Origin of the sequence: Nonomuraea monospora, from assembly GCF_039531895.1 — a bacterium.
In the GTDB taxonomy this organism is placed as follows: domain Bacteria; phylum Actinomycetota; class Actinomycetes; order Streptosporangiales; family Streptosporangiaceae; genus Nonomuraea; species Nonomuraea monospora.
In genome coordinates this window covers 85,493-109,345 of sequence record NZ_BAAAQX010000046.1, presented here as the reverse complement: position 1 = coordinate 109,345, position 23,853 = coordinate 85,493, and the positions used below count along the sequence as shown (strand labels likewise).

Annotated in this window: 16 protein-coding genes; 7 read left to right on the top strand and 9 right to left on the bottom strand. The window is 73.4% G+C overall.

Annotation, left to right across the window (positions count from 1 at the left end; all coding sequences use genetic code 11):
• The 5 genes from ABD331_RS52085 to ABD331_RS52065 all read right to left on the bottom strand — a co-directional run.
• Positions 1-818: polyphosphate polymerase domain-containing protein (locus ABD331_RS52085; protein WP_344493474.1), on the bottom strand; the 818-nt coding region annotated here is incomplete at its 3' end.
• A gap of 122 nt (positions 819-940) precedes the next feature.
• Positions 941-3,325 (bottom strand): glycosyltransferase family 39 protein, encoded by a 2,385-nt coding sequence (locus ABD331_RS52080; protein WP_344493472.1) that lies wholly within the window; start codon positions 3,323-3,325, stop codon positions 941-943.
• A 7-nt stretch (positions 3,326-3,332) separates the two neighbouring features.
• Positions 3,333-4,586: a bifunctional glycosyltransferase family 2/GtrA family protein gene (locus ABD331_RS52075; RefSeq protein WP_344493470.1), complete on the bottom strand. Its 1,254-nt coding sequence runs from the start codon at positions 4,584-4,586 to the stop codon at positions 3,333-3,335.
• A gap of 232 nt (positions 4,587-4,818) precedes the next feature.
• Positions 4,819-5,682, bottom strand: a complete 864-nt coding sequence (locus ABD331_RS52070) for an LLM class F420-dependent oxidoreductase (RefSeq protein WP_344493467.1) — start codon at positions 5,680-5,682, stop codon at positions 4,819-4,821.
• A gap of 221 nt (positions 5,683-5,903) precedes the next feature.
• Entirely contained in the window at positions 5,904-7,154 is a 1,251-nt protein-coding gene (locus ABD331_RS52065; RefSeq protein ID WP_344493465.1) for a PQQ-binding-like beta-propeller repeat protein, read from the bottom strand.
• 206 nt (positions 7,155-7,360) lie between these two features.
• On the opposite strand from ABD331_RS52065, the gene ABD331_RS52060 reads away from it, so the two are divergent.
• Together ABD331_RS52060 and ABD331_RS52055 are read left to right on the top strand one after the other, a co-directional pair.
• Complete coding sequence (locus ABD331_RS52060) at positions 7,361-8,134, top strand: hypothetical protein (RefSeq protein WP_344493463.1); 774 nt, start codon at positions 7,361-7,363, stop codon at positions 8,132-8,134.
• Between the two features lie 140 nt (positions 8,135-8,274).
• On the top strand, positions 8,275-11,136 hold the full coding sequence (locus ABD331_RS52055; RefSeq protein ID WP_344493461.1) for a helix-turn-helix transcriptional regulator: 2,862 nt from the start codon (positions 8,275-8,277) through the stop codon (positions 11,134-11,136).
• Positions 11,137-11,156: 20 nt separating this feature from the next.
• Here the strand turns inward: ABD331_RS52055 and ABD331_RS52050 are convergent, their stop codons facing one another.
• The 4 genes from ABD331_RS52050 to ABD331_RS52035 form a co-directional block, all read right to left on the bottom strand.
• On the bottom strand, positions 11,157-13,328 hold the full coding sequence (locus ABD331_RS52050) for an ATP-binding protein (RefSeq protein WP_344493459.1): 2,172 nt from the start codon (positions 13,326-13,328) through the stop codon (positions 11,157-11,159).
• Positions 13,329-13,355: 27 nt separating this feature from the next.
• Positions 13,356-14,366 carry an alpha/beta hydrolase gene (locus ABD331_RS52045; RefSeq protein WP_344493457.1) on the bottom strand — a complete coding sequence of 337 codons (1,011 nt, stop codon included), beginning with the start codon at positions 14,364-14,366 and terminating at the stop codon, positions 13,356-13,358.
• Positions 14,367-14,511: 145 nt separating this feature from the next.
• Entirely contained in the window at positions 14,512-15,162 is a 651-nt protein-coding gene (locus ABD331_RS52040) for a glycosyltransferase family 2 protein (protein ID WP_344493455.1), read from the bottom strand.
• The gene (locus ABD331_RS52035) at positions 15,159-16,199 is read right to left on the bottom strand and encodes an NAD-dependent epimerase/dehydratase family protein (RefSeq protein ID WP_344493478.1); all 1,041 of its coding nucleotides are present in this window, start codon (positions 16,197-16,199) and stop codon (positions 15,159-15,161) included. Before ABD331_RS52035 ends, ABD331_RS52040 begins: the two co-directional genes overlap by 4 nt.
• A gap of 139 nt (positions 16,200-16,338) precedes the next feature.
• On the opposite strand from ABD331_RS52035, the gene ABD331_RS52030 reads away from it, so the two are divergent.
• From ABD331_RS52030 to ABD331_RS52010, 5 genes are all read left to right on the top strand, one after another.
• Positions 16,339-17,802 (top strand): hypothetical protein, encoded by a 1,464-nt coding sequence (locus tag ABD331_RS52030; protein ID WP_344493453.1) that lies wholly within the window; start codon positions 16,339-16,341, stop codon positions 17,800-17,802.
• A complete protein-coding gene (locus tag ABD331_RS52025; protein ID WP_344493451.1) occupies positions 17,789-18,403 on the top strand; it encodes a TIGR04282 family arsenosugar biosynthesis glycosyltransferase in 615 nt (204 codons plus the stop codon). Before ABD331_RS52030 ends, ABD331_RS52025 begins: the two co-directional genes overlap by 14 nt.
• Positions 18,404-18,517: 114 nt before the next feature.
• A complete protein-coding gene (locus ABD331_RS52020) occupies positions 18,518-19,129 on the top strand; it encodes a class I SAM-dependent methyltransferase (RefSeq protein WP_344493450.1) in 612 nt (203 codons plus the stop codon).
• A gap of 163 nt (positions 19,130-19,292) precedes the next feature.
• The gene (locus ABD331_RS52015) at positions 19,293-21,503 is read left to right on the top strand and encodes a WD40 repeat domain-containing serine/threonine protein kinase (RefSeq protein ID WP_344493448.1); all 2,211 of its coding nucleotides are present in this window, start codon (positions 19,293-19,295) and stop codon (positions 21,501-21,503) included.
• A gap of 134 nt (positions 21,504-21,637) precedes the next feature.
• Positions 21,638-23,839: an effector-associated constant component EACC1 gene (locus ABD331_RS52010; protein WP_344493446.1), complete on the top strand. Its 2,202-nt coding sequence runs from the start codon at positions 21,638-21,640 to the stop codon at positions 23,837-23,839.
• Positions 23,840-23,853: the final 14 nt, after the last annotated feature.

Sequence of the window (23,853 nt, the reverse complement as noted above, 5' to 3'; positions counted from 1 at the left end):
AGGCCGTGCGCCTCGACGCTCTGGCAGTACTTGGACACCCGCACCACCTGGAGGTTGCGCTTGGCGGTCAGGTCGGTCAGCCAGTACGGCACCCGGTCGTTGGCCTTGACCTCGACGATCGACTTGCGGGCCGGCACGATGAGCCGGTTGGTGGTGTCGGCGCCGAGGTGGAAGTCGCGATCCCGGCCGCGGATGCGCTGGTCGAAGGTGACCCGCAGGCCCACGTCGGCGTCACGGCCCACGTAGGCGTGCCGCTGGTAGCCGGTCATCGCCACGGCCCGCAGGTCCAGGCGCACCACCAGGTCCAGCACCTCCTCCAGGAAGGCCCGCTGGGAGGGGTCGTGCTCGACCAGTTGCCGCCCGTCGCACAGCTTGAGCGCGTCGGCGTACGGCAACTGGACGCGGCGCTTCTGCGTCACCCGGTTGACCCGCTGCTTGATCTCGACGAACACCGGCGTGTCCGCGCCCACGGCGAACCGGTCGCCGTAGTGGCGCACCCGCAGCTTCCTGCGGAACTTCAGCCCCTCGATCTTCTCCCAGTAGAAGCGGAGCTGCCGGGTGTCGTAGTAGACGCTCCAGATGCCGTAGCCGGTGTCGCCGCTGTGCCGGTCGCGGTCGAGGCGCTGCTCGATCTCCTCGCGCAGCTCGGCCGCCTGCGCCAGGTCCACCAGGTACTTGATCTCGTAGCGGTTGAAGGCGTGCAGCTTGCTGGGCGCGCGCAGCCGGTGGCCCAGCTCGCCGTTCGCCTCGGTGCCGGACACCGGCTGCGCGCCGCTGCCGCCTGCGGAAACGGCTGCCTTGCGGAACCTTTTCAGCATGTCCCTCCCTTCGTCAGCACACATCTGACAGCACGAAGCTGGGAATAATGTGTGAACCGCATCTGACGAGAGGGTTAACGGACGGGGTTGTCACTCCTCCTGGTTCTGGTGGGCGTCTTGTTTCAGGAGCCGCATCGGTAGAGGGTCTGGCCGCCGGGGGTGCCGGTGCCTTCCGTGCCGCCGTACTCGGTGGCGGGCACCTCGGTGCAGTTGGTGCTGATCCAGGTGGTGCGGTCGGACGTGGAGCCGCCCCTTTGGCCCTGACCGGAGGGACTGCTCAGGATGTAGCGCAGATCGCCTGCCTTGACCCAGCGGGCGAGTTGGTCGGTGGTGGGGGCGGGGTCGGAGCCCATGAAGCCGCCCATGCCTATCACCGTCGCGTCGCTGTGCATGATGTACGCGGCGGTCATCATGCCGGGGGCGTTGATGGCGAGTTTGATGCGGGCTGGGCCGGAGTTGGTGACGGCGTAGTCGAGGAGCTTGCGCTGGTCGGTGGTCAGCTCGCTGCCGCCCCCCATCGGCCCGCCACCCCCGAACCCGGGCATCCCGCCGCCCCCACCCCGCCGACCGGACCCGGGCGCGCCATCGACGCCGTCCTGGCGACCCGAGGTGGGCGTGTCGTTGGGGCCGCCCGGCTGGCCCGGCGCGGGCGTGCCTTGAGGGCCGCCCGGCTGAGCCGACGTGGGCGTGCCCTCGGGGCCGCCCGACTGGCTCGACGTGGGCGTGCCTTCCGGGCCACCCGACTGGCCCGGCGCGGGCGTGCCCTCGGGGCCACCCGACTGGCCCGGCGCGGGCGTGCCTTGAGGGCCGGCCTGCTGGCTGGTGCCGGGTAGGCCGGGCGCGGTGCCTCGCCCGGCCGCGAAGCGCATGCCGCCGAAGGTCCCGCGTGGACCGGCGGTGGGGTTGGTGGTGTTGGTGTCGGGCGGGCCGAACGCGTACGCGATCGACCAGGTGGCCGGTGCCAGCAGTGAGGGGACGAGCAGCGCCGCGATGACCGACGGTCCGGTACGGCCGCCGCGCAGCCGTACGAGGAGGAAGGCGATCGCGGCGACGGCGGCGGCCAGGACGGCGTAGCGGAGCCAGCCGTTCCATGAGGTGTCGCGGGAGATCAGCACCCAGGCCCAGGCGGCGGTGACGGCCACCGCCCCCATGGCGACCACCGCGCCCCGGCGGTGGCGGGCCAGCCAGACGGTGCCCGCGCCGGTCAGAGCGGCGATGGCGGGGGCCAGCATGGTGGTGTAGTAGGAGTGGAAGATGCCGGAGGCGAAGCTGAAGACGACGGCGTTGACCAGGAGCCAGCCGCCCCACAGCAGCCACCCGCCGCGTACGGCGGGCGTGGTCGTCGCGCCTCGGCGGTGGGCCAGGACGGCGAGTGCGGTGGCGGCGACGATGGTCAGCAGGGCGAGCGGGAGCAGCCAGCTGATCTGACCGCCGACCACGTCGTTGAACATGCGCCCCAGACCGGCGGACCCGCCGAACATGCCGCCCGGCCCACCGCCCCCACCCGGCCCGCCGCCGCCGGGGAGTCCGCCCGACATATCCGGCATCTGCCCGTTCGGCATCTCCGGCGACTGACCGCCCGGCCCGCCGCCAAAACCGCCGCCAGGCCCATCGCCGCCGAAGCCACCGCCGCCGCCAATACCGCCGCCGGGCCCTCCACCACCGAACCCGCCGCCGCCGAAGCCGCCAGGCCCGCCTTCGCCGAAGATCCGTCCCAGCCCGTTGTAGCCCAGCACCAGGTCCAGCGCCGTCCCGTCCGTGCTCCCCCCGATGTACGGCTTCTCCCCCGGCCACAGATCCACCAACGCGACCCACCACAACGAGCTGACCAGCAACACCCCGCCCGCCGCAGCCAGATCCCCGACCCGCCGCCGCCACGGCGCACTCGTCCCGAACAAGTACGCCAGCAGGAACGCGGGCAGGCACACCCACGCGGCCAGCATCTTGGTGGTGAACCCGCACCCGACGAGGAAGGCGGCCACCATCAGCCACCCGGTGACCCGCCGCGCCGCCAGTCCGGGCGACAGGGCGCGGGTCAGCGCGTAGGCGGCGGCCACCAGCAGGAGCACCAGCAGGGTGTCCGGGTTGTTGTCCCGGTTGATCGCGACGGTCACCGGCGTCACGGCGAGCACCAGGGCGGCGATCAGCCCGGCGGTCTCCCCCGCCCACCGCCGCACGGCCCGAGGCAGCACGAACACCGCCGCCACCCCGAAGACGACCTGCGGCAGCAGCAGCGCCCACCCGTGATACCCGAAGACCCAGGTGGAGACGACCTGCGGCCACAACGCCATCGGCGGCTTGTCCACCGTGACGACACCGGCCGGGTCGAAGGAGCCGAACAGGAACGTGGTCAGGCTCGCCGACATGGACTTGACCGCGGCGCTGTAGTACGTGTTGCCCCAGCCCCACGTCCAGAAGGACCATCCGTAGAGCAAGGCGGCCAGCAGGCAGATCGCGGTCAGCGCGTACCGCCGCACAAAGGCGGCACGCGGGGAGATGGCGGTCATCAGTCGGTCAGCTTCCGGAAGAGGTGGAGGCGCGGCGGAAGACCCAGCCGCGCAGCAGCAGGAACCGCCCGGCGGTGCCGAGCACGCAGGCGCAGATCAGCACGGTCAGCTCCAGCAGCCGCGGCGGGCCGGGGTTGACGGCGTGCAGGACGAGCAGCGCGCCGGAGGTGACCGCGTAGTACAGGGCGAAGACCACGAACCCGAGCAGGTGCGTGCGCGTGGTCGAGCCGCGCGCGGCGGTGAAGGTGAAGCGGCGGTTGGCCTCGGTGTTGAGCATGGTGGTGACGGTCAGCGCGAGCAGGTTCGCCACCAGGACCGGCAGCCACATCCGCAGCAGCGCGTACAGACCGAGATGGGCGAGCGTGGACAGCACCCCGATCGCGCCGAACGACAGCACCTGCCACAGCAGCCCGCCGTCACCGCGCGGGGCCAGCACCGCGTCCGGGTGCGCGGCGCGCGGCTCGGGGCGGCGCGGCAGGCCGGGCACGGTGGCCGCGCCGGACGCCTTGGCCCGCGCCACCCGGATCAGCCCCTTGAGGTCGTCAAGCGCGGTGGAGACGACCTGAACCCGGCTGTCGACGTCCTCCACCCAGTCGACCGGCACCTCGGCCACCCGCAGCCCGTTGTGCTCGGCCAGCAGCAGCAACTCGGTGTCGAAGAACCACCCGTCGTCCTCGATCTTCTCCAGCAGCGGGCGCACCACCTCCGTACGGGCGGCCTTGAACCCGCACTGCGCGTCGGTGAACCCCACCCCGTGCGTCAGCCTGATCAGCGCGTTGTAGGCGCGCGAGATGAGCTCCCGCCGCGGCCCGCGCAGCGTGCGCGCGCCGCGCGCCAGCCGGGAGCCGATCGCCACGTCGGAGTGCCCGTTGACCAGCGACGCCGTCAACGGCAGCAGCGCGTCCAGCCCGGTCGACAGGTCCACGTCCATGTAGACGACCACGTCGGCCTGGCTGCGCGCCCACGCCGTGCGCAACGCCAGCCCCCGTCCCTTGCGCTCCAGCCGCAGCAGCCGCACCTCGCCCCGGTGCCGGTCGGCCAGCTCCGCGGCGACCACCGGGGTGCGGTCGGTGCTGGCGTTGTCCACCACCGTGATCGTCCACTCGAACGGGAAACACCGCGCCAGATGGTCACGGAGCACGTCGATGCAACCGGGCAGCGCCCGCTCCTCGTTGTACACGGGCACCACGATCTCCACCGTCGCGGTCAGCCCGGCAGGCGGAGGGGCGTCGCCTCGCGCCGCCACGGCGTTGTCCGTCATGCACTCACCACCACCTGCGCGCTCGCGAATCTGTCATGTGGTCAGTCATCGCAGGCGACTGTGTGAGTTGTGTGAGAGCCCGGCGGCGGTTCCCTCGCCGTGCCGGCGCGTCGGCGGCCGTTCCCGCCCTGGCCGGCGCCCGGGTCCGGCCCGGCCGGTCAGGCGGCGGCCCGGTCAGGTGGCGGCGGAGAAGTTAGCCAGTTGTACACCTTCCGGTCAACCGCCCGACAGCTCAGCGCAGCGCCGCGGCGAGGGCGCGCCACTCCTGCCGCGGGAAGGAACCGGAGTCTGCGGTGATCACCTGGACGCACACGTGGTCGGCGCCTGCCGCGCGGTGCTCGTCCAGGCGGCGCAGGATCGCCTCCTCGTCGCCCCAGGCGAACACGTCATCGAACACGCGGTCGCTGACCGAGGCCAGCTCGTCGGCCGAGTAGCCGAGCCGGAGCAGGTTGTTGGCGTAGTTCGGCAGCGACAGGTAGCCGCGCAGCCAGCCTTCGCCGATGGCCCGCGCCTCCTCCCTGCTCGCGCTGAAGATGACCGTCTGCTCCGGGAGCAGCAGCGGGCCGTCGCCCAGCGCCTCCCGCGCGCGCCGGGTGTGCTCGGTGGTGACGAGGTACGGGTGGGCGCCGCGGGCCCGCTTGGCGGCCATGTCGAGCATCTTGGGGCCGAGCGCGGCCAGCACCCGCCCGTCGGCCGGGACGGGCTGCTCGGCGCGGTCGAGCTCGTCGAGGAAGGCCGTCATCGCCGCCACCGGCTTGCGGTAGCGGGCCGGCTCCTGCTCGGTGTTGATCGCCACCGCGTGGCTCACGCCGATGCCCATGAGGAACCGGCCGGGGTACGTCTCGGTCACGGACGCGTAGGAGGCGGCGACTCCGGCGGGGTCGTGCATCCAGAGGTTGAGGATGCCCGTGGCCACGACGATCCGGTTCGTCGCCGTCAGCAGGTTGGTGACCGTGTCGAAGACCGGCCCTCCGGCGTCCGGCATCCAGAGGGCGCTGTAGCCCAGCTCGTCCAGCTCCGCGGCCGCGTCGGCGGCCTCCGCCGGGTCACCGAAACGCAGATGGTGACTCCACACGCCCACTCCGGAAAGATCCATCACAACCTCCCCATCGCCTGCCACGCGCAGCGCCGCCAGGCCTCGATCACCAAGGGGCACAACCCTACCCAGGAAGATCGGCACGCAGAAGCACGCCAGGCGAGCCCGCTACCCACACGCCAGGCGAGCCCGTCACCCACACGCCAGGCGAGCCCGTCACCCACACGCCAGGCGAGCCCGTCACCCGGTCGCGCGGTGCGGGAGCCTGCTCCCCCAGCCCGCTACCCGGTCGCGCGGTGCAGGAGCCAGCTCCCGCCGCCCGCCGCCTTCACCAGCCCGCCGTAGGGGGTGACGATGTCGGGGGCCGCGCCGGGGGCGGTCTCCCTGTCCTCTCCGGTACGGGCGTCCAGCACCAGCGGCCCGTTGGCCGTCGTGCCGTACAGCGCCCCGTGCCACAGCCCCGCCATGACGGCGCCGGTCCGGCCGTTCTCCGGCAGCTTCCAGAGCTGTTCGCGGGACGGCGCGTCGTAGGCGACGAGGCCGGGCCGGTTCTGGTCGTCGTAGGTCTGGCAGACGACCACGGACACCTCGTCGTACCGGCAGGCGGTGCCGCTCGCCCGGTCGCCGTCCGCCAGTCGGGTGTGGATCTCGCCTGTGGCCGCGTCCAGCAGCCGCAGGGACGAGCCGTCCAGCGAGGGCACCCCGGTGTACGACAAGATCAGCGTCGGCCCGGCCGCGATCGCGCTGGACCCGGCCGGCGCGTCGAGCTGCGCCTCCCACAGCTTGCGGTGCTCCTTGACGTCCCAGCTCTGCAGGTTGCCGGGGACGACGTCGGCGGTGGGCAGCCCGAAGACCCGGCCGCCCGCGTACCCGTCCGGCTGCAGCCTCTCGGTCCAGCGCACCTGCCTGGTCACCGGATCGACGACCATGGTGAGCTGGGCCCTGTACATCGCGTCCCCTTCGCCCAGCGCGATCACGATGGCGTCGTCGTCGGCGCCGACGAGCCTGGCCTCCTCCCACGGCCCCTCGCCCTGCTTGCCCAACGGCAGCCTGGCCTGCCACACCGTCACGCCGGTGACCGCGTCGGCCGCGAGGAGGTCCACGGCCATCGTCACGGGCGCGGTCCCCTCGCCCTTGATCTCGGTGCTCTGGGCGGTGAGGACGAGCGGGCGCCCGCCGAGCGAGGCGACGACGGGCACGGCGGCCTGGTTCGGCACCGATCGTCTCTCGGTGACGGACCACAGGCGGTCCCCGGTCAGGAGGTCGGTCGCGGTGAGGTCGCTGGTGTACTCGGAGTCGCCGGTGCGCTGGTTGACGAGCCGGAACGCGTACCGTTCCCAGACAGCCGGCACGCCGGTGTTCATGGCTTCCACTTCGGCGCCGTCCGTCTCGAACTTCATCGGCGGGTCGAACCGCTCGGCGGCGGGCGGCGGTCCGCCCGCGCTTGTCCCCGCTCCGGCGCCGCACCCGGCCAGCGTGACGGCCAGCAGGGCGACGATCGCGGGCCTCGTGATCCTGGAATGCGCGGGCACGCCCACCTGTCCTCGGTCGGGAACGCACTTCCTCGATCGGCCATCCTGCGCCGCCGTCACTCCCCTGTCGTCAGCACAGAGCGCACGATGTGTTGGCGTACAGCGCAGGCCCGATCCCGGCGCTCGGCTTCCGGCGGGGTCATGGATGACACTGACGGGGCATGGCCCGCCGCACTGTCGCCGGCGCTTACCTCGGGGAGCGGCGTATGAGCACGCACGAACCGCACTGGGAGAACGGCCCGGCTCAGGACGGCCCGGCGCCGATCGGCCCTGCACCGGTCAGCCCTGGACCGGTCGGCCCTGCACCGGCCGGCCCTGCACCGGCCGGGCCTGCGCCGGTCGGGCCTGCACCGGCCGGGCCTGGCGGGCCGCCGCGGCCCGCCGGCGCCTACGTCGCCCGGATCAAGGCCGGCACCGTCGCCCGCAAGGGGCGGGGCGGCTGCCTGCTCTGGACGCTGATGATCTGCGTCGGGCTCGTGTTCTGGCTCACCTCCTCGAACCGGGACGACGACGGCACCGTCCGCTCGCTGCTGCCCAGCGGGGGGACGGTCCTGATGGGCGTCTTCGCGTACGCGCTGCTCAGCCTGATCATCGTCGCCGCGCTCTCCGCTCTGCACGCGCTGGGCATGTTCCTGTTCGAGCTGGCCAGGCCCCGCTACCTGCGGATCTCGGCGGACGGCATCGAGTTGGTGCGCGGCCTGCGCCGGGTGCGCTTCGCCTGGCCGCGCATCGCGTTCATCGGCATCGTGCCGGGCATCGGGCCCAAGCCGCGCGCCACCTTGATCCTGCGCCCGATGTTCGACTTCACTGCGCCCGACCCGTTCGCCGGTCAGCGGCTGTCCTGGACGTCGGCGCGCTCGCCCTGGCGCGACAAGGCCACCGACACCATCAACCTCTGCCGCCTGGACGAGCTGGTCACCACGCCGGGCCAGCTCGACGCCGCCCTGCGGCACTTCTTCCCCGGCCCGAGGCGGTGGTGAGGTCTCCGGACGCCGCTGACCAGCGAGAAGGCGACTCCTGACCTGATCACCGATTTGTCCGCGCCGCAGCTCCCCAGTGCATAATTGGGACGACCCGAAACAGCCGGGGTCTGGCTCACGTGACCTGCGCGGGGTGGTGGATGTCGAACAGCGGCCCGTTGCGCGGCAGGCGCAGCGAGTGCGAAACGCTGGATCGGCTGCTCGCCGACGCGAAGTCGGGTCAGAGCCAGGTGCTGGTGCTGCGCGGCGAGGCGGGGGTCGGCAAGTCCGCGCTGATGGAGCACCTGGTGGCGAACGCGGCAGGCTGCCGGATCCTGCGGGCCGTCGGCATCGAGTCGGAGATGGAGCTGGCGTTCGCCGGGCTGCACCAGCTGTGCATGCCGATCATGGGTCATCTCGACCGGCTTCCCGGCCCGCAGCGCGACGCGCTGGCCGTCGCGTTCGGCCTCAGCGCGGGCAACGTGCCGGACCGTTTCCTGGTCGGCCTGGCAGTCCTCAGCCTGCTGGCCGAGGCCGCGGAGGAGCAGCCGCTCGTCTGCGCCGTGGACGACGCGCAGTGGCTCGACCAGGTCTCCGCGCAGACGCTCGCCTTCGTCGCGCGGCGGCTGCTCGCCGAGCGGGTGGCGCTGGTGTTCGCGGTACGCACCACGGCGCAGGGCACCTTGGCGCAGGGCACTGCCGACGACCAGTTGCGGGGGTTGCCGGAACTTGTGGTCCGGGGCCTGCGCGACGACGACGCCCGCGCCCTGCTGGACTCGGTGGTCCCCGGCCGGCTCGACGAACGGGTCAGGGACCGGATCGTCGCCGAGACCCGCGGCAACCCCCTCGCCCTGCTGGAGCTGCCGCGCGGCCTCACGGCGACGGACCTGGCGGGCGGCTTCGGACGGCCCGACGCGCGACCGCTGGCCAGCCAGATCGAGCAGCACTTCCTGCGGCGCATCGAGGCGCTGCCCGACGACACCCGGCTGCTGCTGCTCGTGGCCGCCGCCGAGCCGGTGGGAGACGTCTCACTGCTGCGGCGGGTGGCCGATCGGCTCGGCATCGGTCCCGTCGCCGCCGCGGCGGCCGAGGCGGCGGGGCTGATCGAGTTCGGCACGCGGACGCGGTTCCGCCATCCGCTGGTCCGTTCGGCGGCGTACCGGGCGGCGGGCCTGGAGGCACGCCAGGACGTGCACCGCGCGCTGGCCGAGGCCACCGACCCCGAGTCCGACCCCGACCGGCGCGCCTGGCACCGCGCCCACGCGGCCGTCGAGCCCGACGAGGTTGTGGCCGGCGAGCTGGAGGCCTCCGCCGACCGCGCCCAGGCACGCGGCGGCATCGCGGCGGCGGCGGCGTTCCTGCGGCGCGCCACCGAGCTGACGCCGGACCCGGCCCGGCGCGGGGCGCGGGCGCTGGCCGCGGCGCAGGCCACCTTCGAGGCGGGCGTCCCCGACACCGCGCGCGAGCTGCTCGCCGCCGCCGAGCTGGGCCCGCTGGACGAGCTGCGGCGGGCGCGGCTGGCCCGGCTCCGCGCCCAGATCGTCTTCGCCCGCAGGCGCGGCGGCGAGGCCCTGCCGCTGCTGCTCGACGCCGCCAAGGCGCTGGAACGGGTGGACGGCGGGCAGGCGCGCGAGGCGTACCTCGAAGCGATCGGGTCGGCGGTCTTCGCCGGACGGCTCAACGGGCACGACAGCCTGCCACGAGTCGCCGAGGCCGCCCTCGCCGCACCACGCGGCCAGCAACCCCCGCGCCTCCCGGACACGGCCGAGGCCGAACCACGCGGCCCGCAACCGCCGTACCTCCCGGACGCGGCCGAGGCCGCCGCCGCCCCGCAACCCCTGAGCCTCGCGGACGCGCTGCTAGACGGGCTGGCCAAGCGGTTCGCCGAAGGTCACATCGCGGGCGCGCCGCTGCTCAAGCAGGCGCTCCAGGCGTTCCGGCGCGACCCGTGCGGCAACGGGGACGACATCATGCGCTGGCTCTGGCTCACCTGGCTGATCGCCGCCGACCTGTGGGACGACGAGACGTGGCACGAGCTGACCACGCACGCCGTCCGCACGGCCCGCCAGTCCGGCGCGCTCAACTACCTGCCGCTGGCCCTCACCTACCGCGCCGCCGTGCACGTGCACGCCGGCGCGTTCGACGTGGCCTCGGGGCTGGTCGAGGAGTCCGACGCGATCACGGAGGCGACCCGCAACTCGCCCCTCGCCTACGCCTCGCTGCTGCTCCTCGCCTGGCGCGGCGAGGACGACGAGGCGCCGTCGGTGATGCGGGCCAAGGTCCGCGACGCGACCTCCTGGGGCGAGGGACGCGCCATCGGCCTGGGCGCCTACCTGAACGCCGTCCTCCACAACGGGCTCGGCCAGTACGAGGACGCCCTGGCCGACGCGCGGCACGCGGCCGAGCACGAGGATCTCGGGGTCTACGGGTTCGCCCTCGTCGAGCTGATCGAGGCCGCCGCCCACTGCGACGCCCGCGACGCGGGCGCGACCGCCCTGCGGCGTCTGGAGGAGCGCGCCGACGCGGCCGGTACGAGCTGGGCGCGCGGCGTCCTGGCCAGGTCGAGAGCGCTGCTCAGCCAGGGACGGGCCGCCGACCCGCTGTACCGCGAGGCCATCGAGCACCTCCAGCGCAGCCGCGTCGCCGTGCACCTCGCGCGCACCCATCTCGTGTACGGCGAATGGCTGCGCCGCGAGAACCGGCGTGCCGACGCCCGTGAGCACCTGCGCACCGCGTACGAGATGCTGAGCCGTTTCGGCGCGAAGGCCTTCGCGGAGCGTGCCCGGCGGGAGCTGGCGGCCGCAGGGGAGTCGGTGCGGCAGCGTGCCGCCGAGGTGCGGGAGGCGTTGACGGCGCAGGAGGCGCAGATCGCTCAGCTCGCCGCTGACGGGAAGACCAACTCGCAGATCGGGGCCGAGTTGTTCATCAGCCCTCGGACGGTCGAGTGGCATCTGCGGAAGGTGTTCACGAAGCTCGACGTGGACTCGCGGATCAAGCTGCGCGGGGTGCTGACCGGCTCCTAGGAGCACGCGGCGGTGGGTGGTCAGTGGTCCGGTGGAGCGAGGGCGTGGGCGATGGCCGTGTCCAGGTCGGTGTGGTAGCCGGATCCGTAGGCGCTCTCGTAGGCGTGGTCGCCGAGGCCGGTGCGGACGCGTTCCTCGCAGGCCCGGCGCGCGGCGACCCACTCGGGCACGCCCGCCTGCGACCGTCCGACGGTGTCCCAGAGCTGCTGCGCCAGCCCGAACAGGTACGCGGCGCGCTCCGGATGGCCGACGGCGGCGATCGCGAGCGCGAAGCTGTCGACGGCGACGCCGATCCCGAGCGGGTCGTGCATGCGGTGCTTGACCTCCAGCCCGGCGCGGGCGAAGGTCACCGCGTCCGCCGGACGGCCGCGCGCCAGCTCGGCCCTGGCGCGGATGATGTCGCCGTAGGAACGCTGCCAGCGCTCGCCGTGCCGCTCGCACACGACGCGCATCTCCTCCAGGACGGCGACGGCCCGCTCGATCTCGCCCGCCACGATGTGCGCGTGGCTGAGCACGAGCCAGGCGATGAGCGCGGCCAGGGTCAGCTCGTTCTCGGGCCGGCCGTCGAGGTGGTCGGTGGCGATGGCCGCCGCCGCGCTGTGCTCCCCGCGGACGAACGCGGACAGGATCGTCGCGACCAGCGCCCCCTGCAGCGCGCCGGCGTCGCCGTGCCGCTCGGCCACGGTGACGCACTCGGCGGCCCACTCCGCTCCGGCCGCGCCGTCGCCCTGGGCCGTGGTGAGGACGGCGTAGATCCACAGCGCTCTGGCATGTGCGGGGCCTGGCTCGGGGGCGCGGGCCAGGGCTCGTTCCAGGTAGCCGTGGCCTTCCCTGACGGCTCCCGTGCCGTACCAGAAGAACCACAGCGTTCCGGCCAGCTCCACGGCGGTGTGCCCGTCGGGCTCGGTGAGGCTGAACTCCAGGGCGGCGCGGAGGTTGTCGTGCTCGGTGGTCATCCGGTCGTACCAGAGGTACTGGTCGGGGCCGATCCAGGCCGCTTCGCCCTCGTGTGCCAGGGCCAGGTAGTGGTCGCGGTGGCGTCGGCGCAGGTCGTCGGCCTCGCCGAGGTGGTGCAGCCAGAAGGCGCCGTACTCGCGGACGGTGTCGAGCATGCGGTAGCGCTCGCCGCCCCCGGTGGGCAGCCAGGCCAGGACCGAGGCCTCGCACAGGGTGGTCAGGAGGGCGGGGATCTGGTCTTCCGGCAGGCGGTCGTCGGCGCACACGCGGGCGGCGGTGTCGGCGTCGAACGTTCCGGAGAACACCGAGGCGCGCGCCCACAGCAGGCGCTGCTCGGGGGTGCACAGCTCGTGGCTCCAGCCGATCGCGGTGCGCAGCGCCTGGTGACGCGGCGGGTCGGCACCGCCACCCAGGTGCTCAGCGCCGCCACCCCTGCCCTCGGCACCGCCACCCAGGCCCTCGGCACCGCCACCCACGCCGTGGGCTGTGTCGCCTTCGTCCTTGGCCTCGTCGAGGAGGCTGAACCGGGTCTCCAGCCGGTCGGCCAGCTCCCCCGGGGACAGCTCGCCCAGCCGGGCCGCCGCCAGCTCGATCGCCAGGGGCAGGCCCTCCAGCCTGCGGCACACCCGTACCAGATCGGGCCGGTTGACCGGCGTCACGGCGAAGCCCGGCACCACGGCGGCGGCGCGGTCGGCGAGCAGCAGCAGCGCGTCACGCGGCCCCGAGCCGGTCGCGTCGGGCACGGGCAGCGGCTCGACCGTGACGGTCCGTTCGGCGAGCAGGCCGAGCGGGCGGCGGCTGGTGGCCAGGATGCGCAGCCCCGGTGCCGCGGCGAGCAGCGTCTCGGCGGCCTGCGCGCACGCCTCGATCAGGTGCTCGCAGGTGTCCAGGATCAGCAGCAGCTCGCGGCGGGCCAGGTGGTCGGCCAGCACCTCCAGCATCGGACGGGTGCTGCGGTCCTCCAGCGGCAGCGCCTCGGCGATCGTGTGCGGCAGCGCGGCCTCCGCCCCCGGCGACAGCTCCACCAGCCGCACCCCGTCGGCGAAGCGCGGCGCCAGCTCGGCGGCGGCGCGCAACGCCAGGCGGGTCTTGCCGACCCCGCCTGGCCCGGTCAGCGTCACCAGCCGTGACCTCTCGTACAGCGCTGTGACCTGGGCCAGCTCGTGGCCGCGCCCGACCATGCTGGTCGACTGCTCGGGCAGGCGCCCGATCCGCCGCACTGGTGTCACCGTCATTCACCGGTTCCGTCGTCGCGAAAGGGGTCAGTGCGTTCTGATCCACTGGTCGATGCGGGCGAACGACAGCCCGGCCGACTCGTGCTGCGGCAGGTCGTGCCCGGTCTCCGGCAGCACGACGGCGGCCAGGCTGGGGGCCGACGCGAAGTACCGCCTCTCGTTGACGCGGACGGCGGCGCTGTCGGAGCAGTCGACGACCGGGCCGCAGAAGACCGCGTCCCGCTCGCCGAGCACGACGAGGACGGGACGGCGCACGCCTCTGGCGTCGTTGACGAGCGGCGGCAGGGCGAGGCGGGAGAGGGCGTCGGCGAGTTCGACGCTCGACACGACGTCCTTGTGCGCCTCGTCGTAGGCGATCACCTCGGGGTCGGCGGCCGGGGCGTGGTAGAACGAGGCGCCTCGGGTGCCCGGCCTGGTGGTCAGGTAGCCGAGGTCGGAGCTCTGCCCGGCGAACTGCGGGTCGAGGGGTGCGGGGTAGACGCTGGCGAAGGCGATCGGCGCGGTCAGGCCGAGGGCGGGCGGGTGCACCAGGCCGGTCACCACGAGCCGGTCGGCGTCGCCGTGGTCGGCCGTCTCCTTGATCGCGATCACGGATCCGAGCGAGTGCCCGATCAGCGTCACCTCGTCGAACCCCCGGCCGCGCAGCCACCGCACGACCTGGTGCAGGACGTCGGCGTCGGCGGGCACCGTGAGCGCGGTGCTGGGCGGCTTCGTGCTCTTCCCCGCCCCCGGCCGGTCGTAGGCGAGCGTGGCCCTGCCTTCCGCGGTGGTCCTGCGCACGTACGAGTGCACGCGGGGGTTGACCGGCCAGTCCCAGTAGGCGGAGTCGTACGTGGCGCCGTGCACCAGGACGTCCACCCGCTTGACGCCGCCGGGGTAGGAGGCGGGCGCGCACAGCGTCCCGGAGATCGTGTGATCCCCTGCGGGGACGCGAACGGCCGCGCAAGAGGCGGCGGCGTGCGCCGGGGTGGAGCTCAGCGCCGTCATGAGTACGGCGATGAGCGGAATTCTTACGAGCGCCCGGCCCTTTGCGAACAAGGTGATCTCCTGACGGCAGCATCGCCATTTCTTTTGGCTGGCCGAACATACCGCAGAATTTCCATGGAACGAACGCGTCAGGTGCGATTCTTCAAATAGGACAATTATCCTTATTCACAATAAAGAATGAATTGGCGCGGCCCTTTCACGAAGCCAGGACGCGTCGCATGTCGGCGATCGCCCGCAACGTCCCGCGTACGGTGCCGGTCACCTTCGAGCGCCCCGCGCGCGCCAGGTAGTCGACGTCGACCTCCGCGACCCGCCACCCGGCCGCGGCGGCGCGCAGCACCATCTCCAGGGGGTAGCCGAAGCGGCGGTCGGTCAGCTCCAGCGCCAGCAGCGCGGAACGCCTGGCCGCCCGCATGGGGCCGAGGTCGTGCAGCGGCGCACCCGTACGGCGGCGCAGGCTCCTGGCCAGGACGGCGTTGCCCAGCCGGGCGTGCGGCGGCCAGGCACCCGCGGCCTTCGGGACGCGCCGCCCCAGCACCAGGTCGCCGCCCCCGCCGAGCACCGCCGAGGCCACCCGGGGCAACTGGAGGGGGTCGAGCGAGGCGTCCGCGTCCATGAAGCAGACCAGCTCCGCCGACGCGGCCAGCAACCCGGCGTGACAGGCGGCGCCGAACCCGCGCCTGGGCTCGTGCACCACCAGCGCCCCATACTCCCCGGCGACCAGCGCGGAGCGGTCGGTGGAGCCGTTGTCCACCACGATGGGACGGTAGCCGTCCGGCATCCGGCCCAGCACCCAGCCGAGCGCGGCCTCCTCGTTCAGGCACGGCAGGATCACGTCGATCGTCATGACCGGGCGAACTCCTTCATGCCCGCCTCGAACCCGATCTCGGCGCGGAAGCCCAGCTCGGACGCGGCCCGTTCGGGCGAGGCCACGATGTGGCGGACGTCCCCCAGCCGGAACTCCCCGGTAACCCGGGGTTCGGGCCCGCCCCGTTCGGCGGCCAGCGCGACCGCCATCTCGCCCACGGTGTGCGGCGTGCCGGAGGCGACGTTCCAGGCCCGCAGCTCGCCGGGCGCGACGGGCGCCGACACGGCGGCCAGGTTCGCCCTGGCCACGTCGCGCACGTGGACGAAGTCGCGGAGCTGGCCGCCGTCCTCGAACACCCTCGGCGCCCTGCCCGCCTCCAGCTCCGAACGGAAGATCGCCGCCACGCCCGCGTAGGGGGTGTCGCGGGGCATGCGCGGGCCGTACACGTTGTGGTAGCGCAGCGCCGCCACCCGGCCGCCCGTCTCCCTGGCCCAGTTGGCGGCCAGGTGCTCCTGGGCGAGCTTGGTCGTGGCGTAGGCGTTGCGGGGGTCGGGGCGGGCGTCCTCGTCCATCTTCGCGCAGGTCAGCGGCTCGGCGCAGTGCGGGCACGCGGGGTCGAAACGGCCCTCCTTCAGGTCGTGGACGGTGCGGGGGCCCGGCCTGATCCTGCCGTGTGCGGCGCACGCGTAGTGGCCCTCGCCGTAGACGACCATCGAGGAGGCCAGGACCAGGCGCTTTATGTTGTGTCTGGCCATGGCGGCCAGTAAGACGGCTGTGCCGTAGACGTTGGTGGAGGCGTAGGCGGGCAGGTCGGAGACGTCCACGCCGAGGCCGACCTTGGCCGCCTGGTGCACGACCACGCCGACGCCCGGCAGCAACGCGTCCAGGGCGTCGGGGTCGCGCACGTCGGCACGGCACGCCAGGGCCGGGGCCTTGGCGCCTTGCCTCAGGTCCTGGGCGTCCGGGTGGTGGGCGCCGTCGCCTTGCCTCAGGTCCAGGCCGACGACGTCGAGGCCCGCCGCCCGCAGGGTCTCGGCCACGTGGCCGCCGATGAAACCGGCCGAGCCGGTGACCATCACTCTCACGCCGCCGACGCTAACCCGCCGTCCCCGCCGCGCTGAAGCCACGTTCGCGGTTCGTAAGGCTTCTTACGGAGCACGAACGGCGACGGCCGCAACGGCCCTGACCAGGCGCCGGCGTGCGAGGCTGCCGCCTGTGAGCCGCAGCACGCTCGCCACCGGCGGGCTCCTCGCCGCCCTGGCGGCCGTCCTGCTGAGGACGGTCACCGGGCCCGCGGGCGTGGGCTGGCACCTGCTGGCGTGGGCGCTGTTCGCGTCCGCCGCGTGGGTGTCCCGCCGCGTGCCGGAACGCCGGCTCGCCGCGCTGGTCGTCGGCGGCGGCATCGTCCTCGCCGCCACCGGGCTGGCGGCCCCGCCGAGCACCAGCACCGACTCCTTCCGGTACGTGTGGGACGGGCGGGTGCAGGCGGCGGGCATCTCCCCCTACGAACGCCCGCCGTCCGACCCCGCGCTGGCCGGGCTGCGCGACGCCTGGCTCTTCCCCTCCGACTGCGCCGGCCTGTACCCCCTTCCGGACGGCGGCTGCACGCGGATCAACCGGCCCACCGAGCCGACGATCTACCCGCCGGTGGCGCAGGGGTACTTCCTGCTCGTCCACTGGCTGTCCCCTGCCGGGGCGCGGCACCAGGTGCTTCAGGTCGGTGGGTGGGTGATGGCCGTGGTGGCGCTGCTGGTGCTGTGCCGGGTGGCGGGGGCGCGGCGGGCGGCGCTGTGGGCGTGGTGCCCGGCGGTGCCGGTCGAGGCGGTGAACAACGCGCACGTGGACATGCTGGGCGTGCTGCTGGTGGTGCTCGCCTTCGGCACCGTACGCGGCGGCGCGGGGCGGGGCGGCGCAGGGTGGGGCGGCGCAGGGTGGGGCGGCGCAGGGTGGGGCGGCGCAGGGTGGGGCGGCGCGGGGCGGGGCGCGCTGCTCGGCGCGGCGGTGGCGGCCAAGCTGCTACCCGCAACGGCCCTGCCCGGCGCCCTGTCGGGTGTGCTGTCCGGCTCCCGATCCGGCGTGCCATCGAGCGGCCCCGTGAACCCATGCCGCACGGCCTGGCGGCGCGTGATCGTGACCGTGGTGCCCGCCGGGCTCGTCGTGGTGCTGTCCTACCTGCCGTACGTCCTGGCCTCGGGCGGTGCCGTGCTGGGCTACCTGCCGGGCTACCTCAAGGAGGAGCGCTACGACGGCGGCGGCACCCGGTACGCGGTGCTGCGCCTGATCGTCCCCGACGCCTGGGCCCCCTACGCGGCGATCGCCCTGCTCGGCCTGATCGCTCTCCTCGTCCTGCGCCACGGCGACCCCGACCGCCCCTGGCAGGGCGCGCTGCTGGTCAGCGGCTCGCTGCTGCTGCTGTTCACCCCCGGCTACTCCTGGTACGCGCTGCTGGTCGTCGCGCTGGCCGCCATGGACGGCCGGTGGGAGTGGCTGGGCACGGCTCTGGCGGGCGCGGTCGCCTACCTCGACGGCGACCTCGGCCCCGCGTTCTACGCGGCGGCCATGCTGGCCGTGCTGATCGGCTGGGTGGCGCGTCTCCCCCATCGGTCCGGCAGGACGCCTGCCGCCCCGCACCCCGTAAGGACTGAGCACACTGACTCACCAGATCTTGATCATCGCTAAGGAACCGCGGCCCGGCCAGGTGAAGACCCGGCTGACGCCGCCGTACAGCCAGGTCGAGGCCGCCGCCCTCGCTGAGGCGGCGCTGCGCGACAGCGTGCGCGCCGTAGCCGCCACTCCCGCCACCCAGCGGGTGCTCGCCCTCGACGGGCTGCCCGGACGCTGGCTGCCCGCCGGGTTCGTGGTGATCCCCCAGCGCGGTGCGGGCCTGGACGAGCGCCTGGCGGCGGCCTTCGCCGACGCCCACCGGCTGCGGCCGGACCCCGTCGTGCTGATCGGCATGGACACCCCGCAGGTCACGCCCGCCCTGCTGCGGGAGGCGGGGCAGGCGCTGGAGCGGTACGACGCCGTGTTCGGCCCGGCCGCCGACGGCGGGTTCTGGCTGCTGGGGTTGCGGCGGCCGGATCCGGCGTTGCTGCTGGGGGTGCCGATGTCGCATCCGGAGACCGGCAAGCAGCAGCTCGACCGGCTGGAACGCGCCGGGCTGGCCGTGCACCACCTGCCCGAGCTGATCGACGTCGACACCGCCGCGGACGCCACCGCCGTGGCCGCCGACGCCCCCGGCTCCTGCTTCGCCGCCGCGCTACGGGAGCTGGACCGGTGATCGGCGGAGATGCGCACCGGCACCCCACGGGAGCTGAGCCGCGTGCCGCCGCGTTGCGGGAGCCGACCCAGTGATCGGCGAGATGTACGCCGACGCGGCACAGGAGGTGAGCCGGTGATCGGCGAGATGTACGCCGACGCCCTGGCCGGGGAGAGCGTCGAGATCGAGTACGTGGACGGCACCCGCGTGCCGCTGGAGGCCGCGCGCTGGTTCGAGCCGATCGCGGGCGACGAGGAGCTCCTGACCCGCTGTGCCAGCCCCACGCTGGACGTCGGCTCCGGTCCAGGCCGGCTCACGGTGGCGCTGACGCGGCGCGGGATTCGTTCGCTCGGCATCGACGTCACCCCGCGCGCCGTCGCCCTGACCCGCCGCGCCGGAGGGTTCGCGCTGCTCAGGGACGTCTTCGAGGACCTCCCGTACAGCGGCCGGTGGGCCACCGCGCTGCTCGCGGACGGGAACATCGGCATCGGCGGGAACCCCGCGGCGCTGCTGCACCGGGTCAGGCACCTGCTGCGGCCGGGCGGGGCGGTCCTGGCCGAGGTCGCGCCGCCCGGGACCCGCAGCCGCGTCGACCGGCTCCGGTTGCGGCGCGGGGCGGTGGCGGGGCAGTGGTTCGGCTGGGCGACCGTCTCCGCGCGCGACATCGGACGCATCGCCCCGTCCGCCGGGTTCACCGCCGCCGACTGCTGGACGGCGCACGACCGCTGGTTCGCCCGCCTGACCTGACCACACCCCGCGGCCCGCCACACCGACGCGACGCGACGCACCGCCCGTAACCCGGACGCGCTGCCATGTAACCCTCCCCACCCGAGCGCCGCATTCCCGGGGTGATTCCGCCGTATACGCGCAGGATCGCCGTTGATCTGCCGAACGTGTATCGTCGGGAATCATGTTCCGCCCCCTGCACGCCGGCGAGCCGACCCACCTGGGTGACTACCGCATCGTCGGCGGCCTCGGCGAGGGCGGGCAGGGCGTGGTCTACCTGGCTGAGGACCCTTCGGGCGAGCGAGTGGCGATCAAGGTCCTGCACGCCAGGCTGGCGGGGATGAGCGAGGCGCGCGAGCGCTTCTTACGCGAGGTGGACGCCGCCATGCGGGTGGCGGCCTTCTGCACGGCCCGGGTGCTGGACGTGGCGGTGGACGGCGACAGGCCGTACATCGTGTCGGAGTTCATCGACGGCCCGTCGCTGGACGACGCCGTCCGGCAGCACGGCCCCAGGTCGGGAGGCGCGCTCGACCGGATCGCGGTCAGCACGGCCACCGCGCTGGCGGCCATCCACCGGGCCGGGGTGGTGCACCGCGACTTCAAGCCGTCGAACGTGCTGCTGGGCTCCGACGGCCCCCGGGTGATCGACTTCGGTATCGCGCGGGCGATCGACATGACCGTGACCGGGGGCTCGGTGGGCACCCCGACGTACATGGCGCCCGAGGTGATCGCGGGTGAGCCCGCGCAGCCCGCGTCCGACGTGTTCAGCTGGGCCGTGACCGTGGGTTTCGCGGCGACCGGGCGCCCGTCCTTCGGCCGCGACACGCTGCCCGCGGTGATGTACCGCATCCTGCACGCCGAGCCGGATCTGGAGGGTGTCCCCGAGCCGCTGCGCTCGCTGCTCGCCCGCTGCCTGGCGAAGACGCCGCACGAGCGTCCGGCGGCGACGGAGGCGCTGAACCTGCTCCTCGGCCACGACCAGACCACGGTGACCAGGCCCATCAGCGGCAGCTCGGTCCCCCATCCGCCCGCGGCCCCGTTCGCCACGAACCAGCCGGCGAACCAGCCGACGAGCCCGCCCATGAGCCCGCCCACAGCCCCTCCCGTAGGGGCATCTCCCTCCGGAACGCCTCAAACGGGCCCCCACCCGGCAGGAGCGCCGCAGACGAAAGCGCCACAACCCGGAGCACCCCGCGTCTGGACGTCTTCTCCAGGCGCGGCCCCACCACCCCCCGACTCCAACCGCAGACGCTCCAGGCTCCTGGTGGTGGGCGCCGCCGCCTCCGCAGCGGTCCTGATCAGCGTGATCGTGGTGGCCCTGCGCGCCGGGGACTCCGCGCCGACCTCCCCTTCGACGACCACCACAACGACGGTGGCGACAGCGAAGACGACGGCCACGCAGGAGGACACCCCGTCGCCGTCCGCCACCCCCCGCCCGTACGGCGAGAAGGTGGGCGAGGGGACCCTCGGCGGCGAGGTGAACACTGTCGCGGTGTCCACGGTGGACGGCCGGCGGGTGGTGCTGGCGGGCAGCACCAAGGGCATGGCGAAGGCGTGGAGGCTCGGCACACCCCCCGTCGAGCTGGCCGAGCTGAGGAACTCCGGCGGCGAGCAGAAGGACGCCGCCATCGACGTGGGCGAGGTGGACGGGAAGGCGGCCACGTTCAGGCGGCTGCAGAACGGCGGAGTGCTCGTCTCGGCGGCGGAGGGCGACAAGCCGTTCGGCCCCGTCTACCAGGGCCACCAGGACATGGTCTACGTGCTCGCCACCGCGCAGGTGTCGGGCAGGACGCTGCTGGTCAGCGGTGACGCGGCCGGGAAGATCCACGTGTGGGACCCGGCGTCGGGCAAGGACTCCGGCCCGCAGCCGAAGGCGGCCGGGGGCGATCCGGTGTTCGGGATCGCGACGGGCTCGATGGACGGCCGCCCGTTCGCGGTGACGGCGTCGGCGGACGACACCGCGCAGGTGTGGGATCTGGAGACCGGCGCCATGGGCGCCACCTTCCGGGGCCACGGCAACGACGTGTTCGCCGTGGCGACCGCCGCGCTGGACGGCACGCCGGTGGGGATCAGCGGCGGCTCCGACCGTGTCGTCCGGGTCTGGGGCCTGCGTGACGGGCATGAGCTGGCCTCGTTCTCGGGGCACACCGCGGAGGTGGCCTGCCTGGCGGTGGGCCGGGTGAAGGGCCGCGCGGTGGTCGCCTCGGGCAGTTTCGACGGCACCGTCCGCGTGTGGGACCTGCGTTCCGGCGAGCTGGTCGGCGAGCCGCTGAAGTCTCCCGGCAAGGGCGTCTACTCGGTGGTGATCGCCGAGGACGACGGGGAGTCGTGGTTGGTGGCGGGCGACCGCGAAGGCAATGTCACCGGCTGGAGCCTCGGCCCGGCGTCCCCGTGATCAAGCACAGCTCGACACAAATCACCACAATAGAATTATCCATAAAACCGCTCTGCGGAAATCTCCCGCGCTGAAATAACCGCTGCAATAAAGTTCTCGGCGACATTCTGCCGAAGCCGAGGAAGATGAGCAGCGTGCGCATTCACGTCTGGGTGGCCGACCAGCACGACAGGGAGTCCCAGCGTTCTCTGATCAACACGATGCTCTCCGACCCCCGGCTGCACGGCGCCGACATCTCGCTGCAACCCCCGCCGCAGGCGTCCGACACGATGGGCCCCGGCTTCGAGGTGATCCAGCTCGTCGTCGACAGCGGTTTCCAGATCGCCACCCTGGCCCTGGCCTTCGTCACCTGGCGCCGTGACTGCGACCGCGCGGCCGAGTTGGTGGTGCGGCTGGACGACACCACGCGGACGCTGTCCGGCCAGGAGCTGCTCGACGTGCCGGCCGCCGTGCGCGCCCTGAGCGGGCAGCCCGACCCGAGCCGGTCGTGCTGCGTGCTCGTCGGGGTGAGCCGTTACCCGCACCTGGGTGACCTGCCCGCCGTCGAGCAGAACTGCGTGGACCTGGCGAGTGCGCTGGTGGACCCGGGCATCTGGGGCGTGCCGTGGGAGAACTGCCGGATGGTGCTGAACCCGCAGACCCCCCGCGACCTGCTGACCCCGGTGGGCGAGGCGGCGACGGCGGCCGAGGACACGCTGCTCGTCTACTTCTCCGGCCACGGCCTGTGCGACTCCGACGGCAGGGAGCTGCACCTGTGCCTGGGCGGGGCGAAGCAGGCGAGGGCCGAGGCGGCGGCCACCGTGCCGTGGCGGGATCTGCGGACGATCCTGCGGGCCAGCCGCGCCAAGCACCGCGTGGTGATCCTCGACTGCTGTTACAGCGGCCTGGCCATCGACGAGCGCGACCCGTCCGCCAGTCTCCTGGAGGCGGCCAAGGCCGACGGCATCTACACGCTGACCGCTGCCTCCAAGCACAGCCTGGCGCTGGCCCCCAGGTCGGCGCGGCACACCGCGTTCACCGGGGAGATCATCCGCGCGCTGCGCGAGCCGCGGACGCGCGCGGAGTTCACGACGCTGGACGACCTGTACCGCACGGTGCGCACCGCCCTGATCCCCCACCAGCCGGAGCCGCAGCGGGAAGGCCCCCTGCACGTCGGGTCGCTGCCCTACTTCCGCGTCCCCCGGTCCGGTGACCCCGTGGAGGCGGCCCCCGCCTCCGGAAGAGAGGACCCGCCCATGCCGAAGCGCCGGCGCCTGTTCCTGTGGGCGGCCCCGCTGGCCGTGACGGCCGTCACCGCCACCGTCGTGGCGGTGGTGCTGTGGCCGTCCGGCCCGCAGGGCCCGTGCTCGGCGGACACGAGACTCGTCGGCTTCTCCGACGATCTCGACAAGGTGCAGTACGGGGGCACCACGGTGGGCGGCCTGTCGGCGCTCACGATGACCAGCCCGTCCGAGGCCGTGAGCCTGACGGACAACGCGCCGCCGCGCCTCTACCACCTCACCCTCGGCGGCGACCCCCGCCACGTCGGGGTGAAGGGCATGACCACTCTGGTCCGCTCCGACGGGTCGCACTTCCAGGATCGCGAGTTCGACGGCGAGGGCATGGTGCTGCAGCCGCACAACGTGCTGATCAGCTCGGAGACCGAGCCGTCGATCGTCCGGTTCGACCGCAGGTCGGGTAAGCAGAACGGCGCGCTGGACGTGCCGCCGCTGTACCGCGTGAAGTCGGGGGGCGGCGAAGGGCCGGCGGAGAACTTCGAGTCGCTGACCGCCACGTCCAACGGCAGGCTGCTGTACGCCGGGCTGGAGGAGCCGCTGTGGCGTGACGGCAAGGTGCGGGGCCAGCCGCTGCTGCGGATCCTGCGTTACTCGGGCATGGCCGACCAGGGCTACACCCCGGACGGCCAGTACGGCTACAAGGCCGACACCGGCCTGAACCTCGTCGACATGGTGGCGCTGGAGGACAACGTGCTGCTCACCCTCGAACGGGGCTACATGGACGGCGTCGGCAACGCGATCCGCGTCTACCGGACGACGCTCGGCAAGAAGTGGGGCATCGGGTGGGACAACTCCCTGCGGAACGTGGAGGAGCAGGACTTCGCCACCAAGACCCTGCTGGTCAACCTGGCCGCCTGCCCGGCGGGCGGCGCGCAGGCCCGTGAGGCGCAGCCGAACCCGCTCCTGCAGAACGTGGAGGGCATGGCGCTGGGGCCGGTCACGTCGGCCGATCGCCGGATGCTCTACCTGATCTCGGACGACAACCTCAGCCACCTCCAGACCACCCGCGTGTACAGGCTCGACATCCCGCTGTCGGGAACGCCGGAGAAGGTGACCTGAAATTCGAGAGAGCG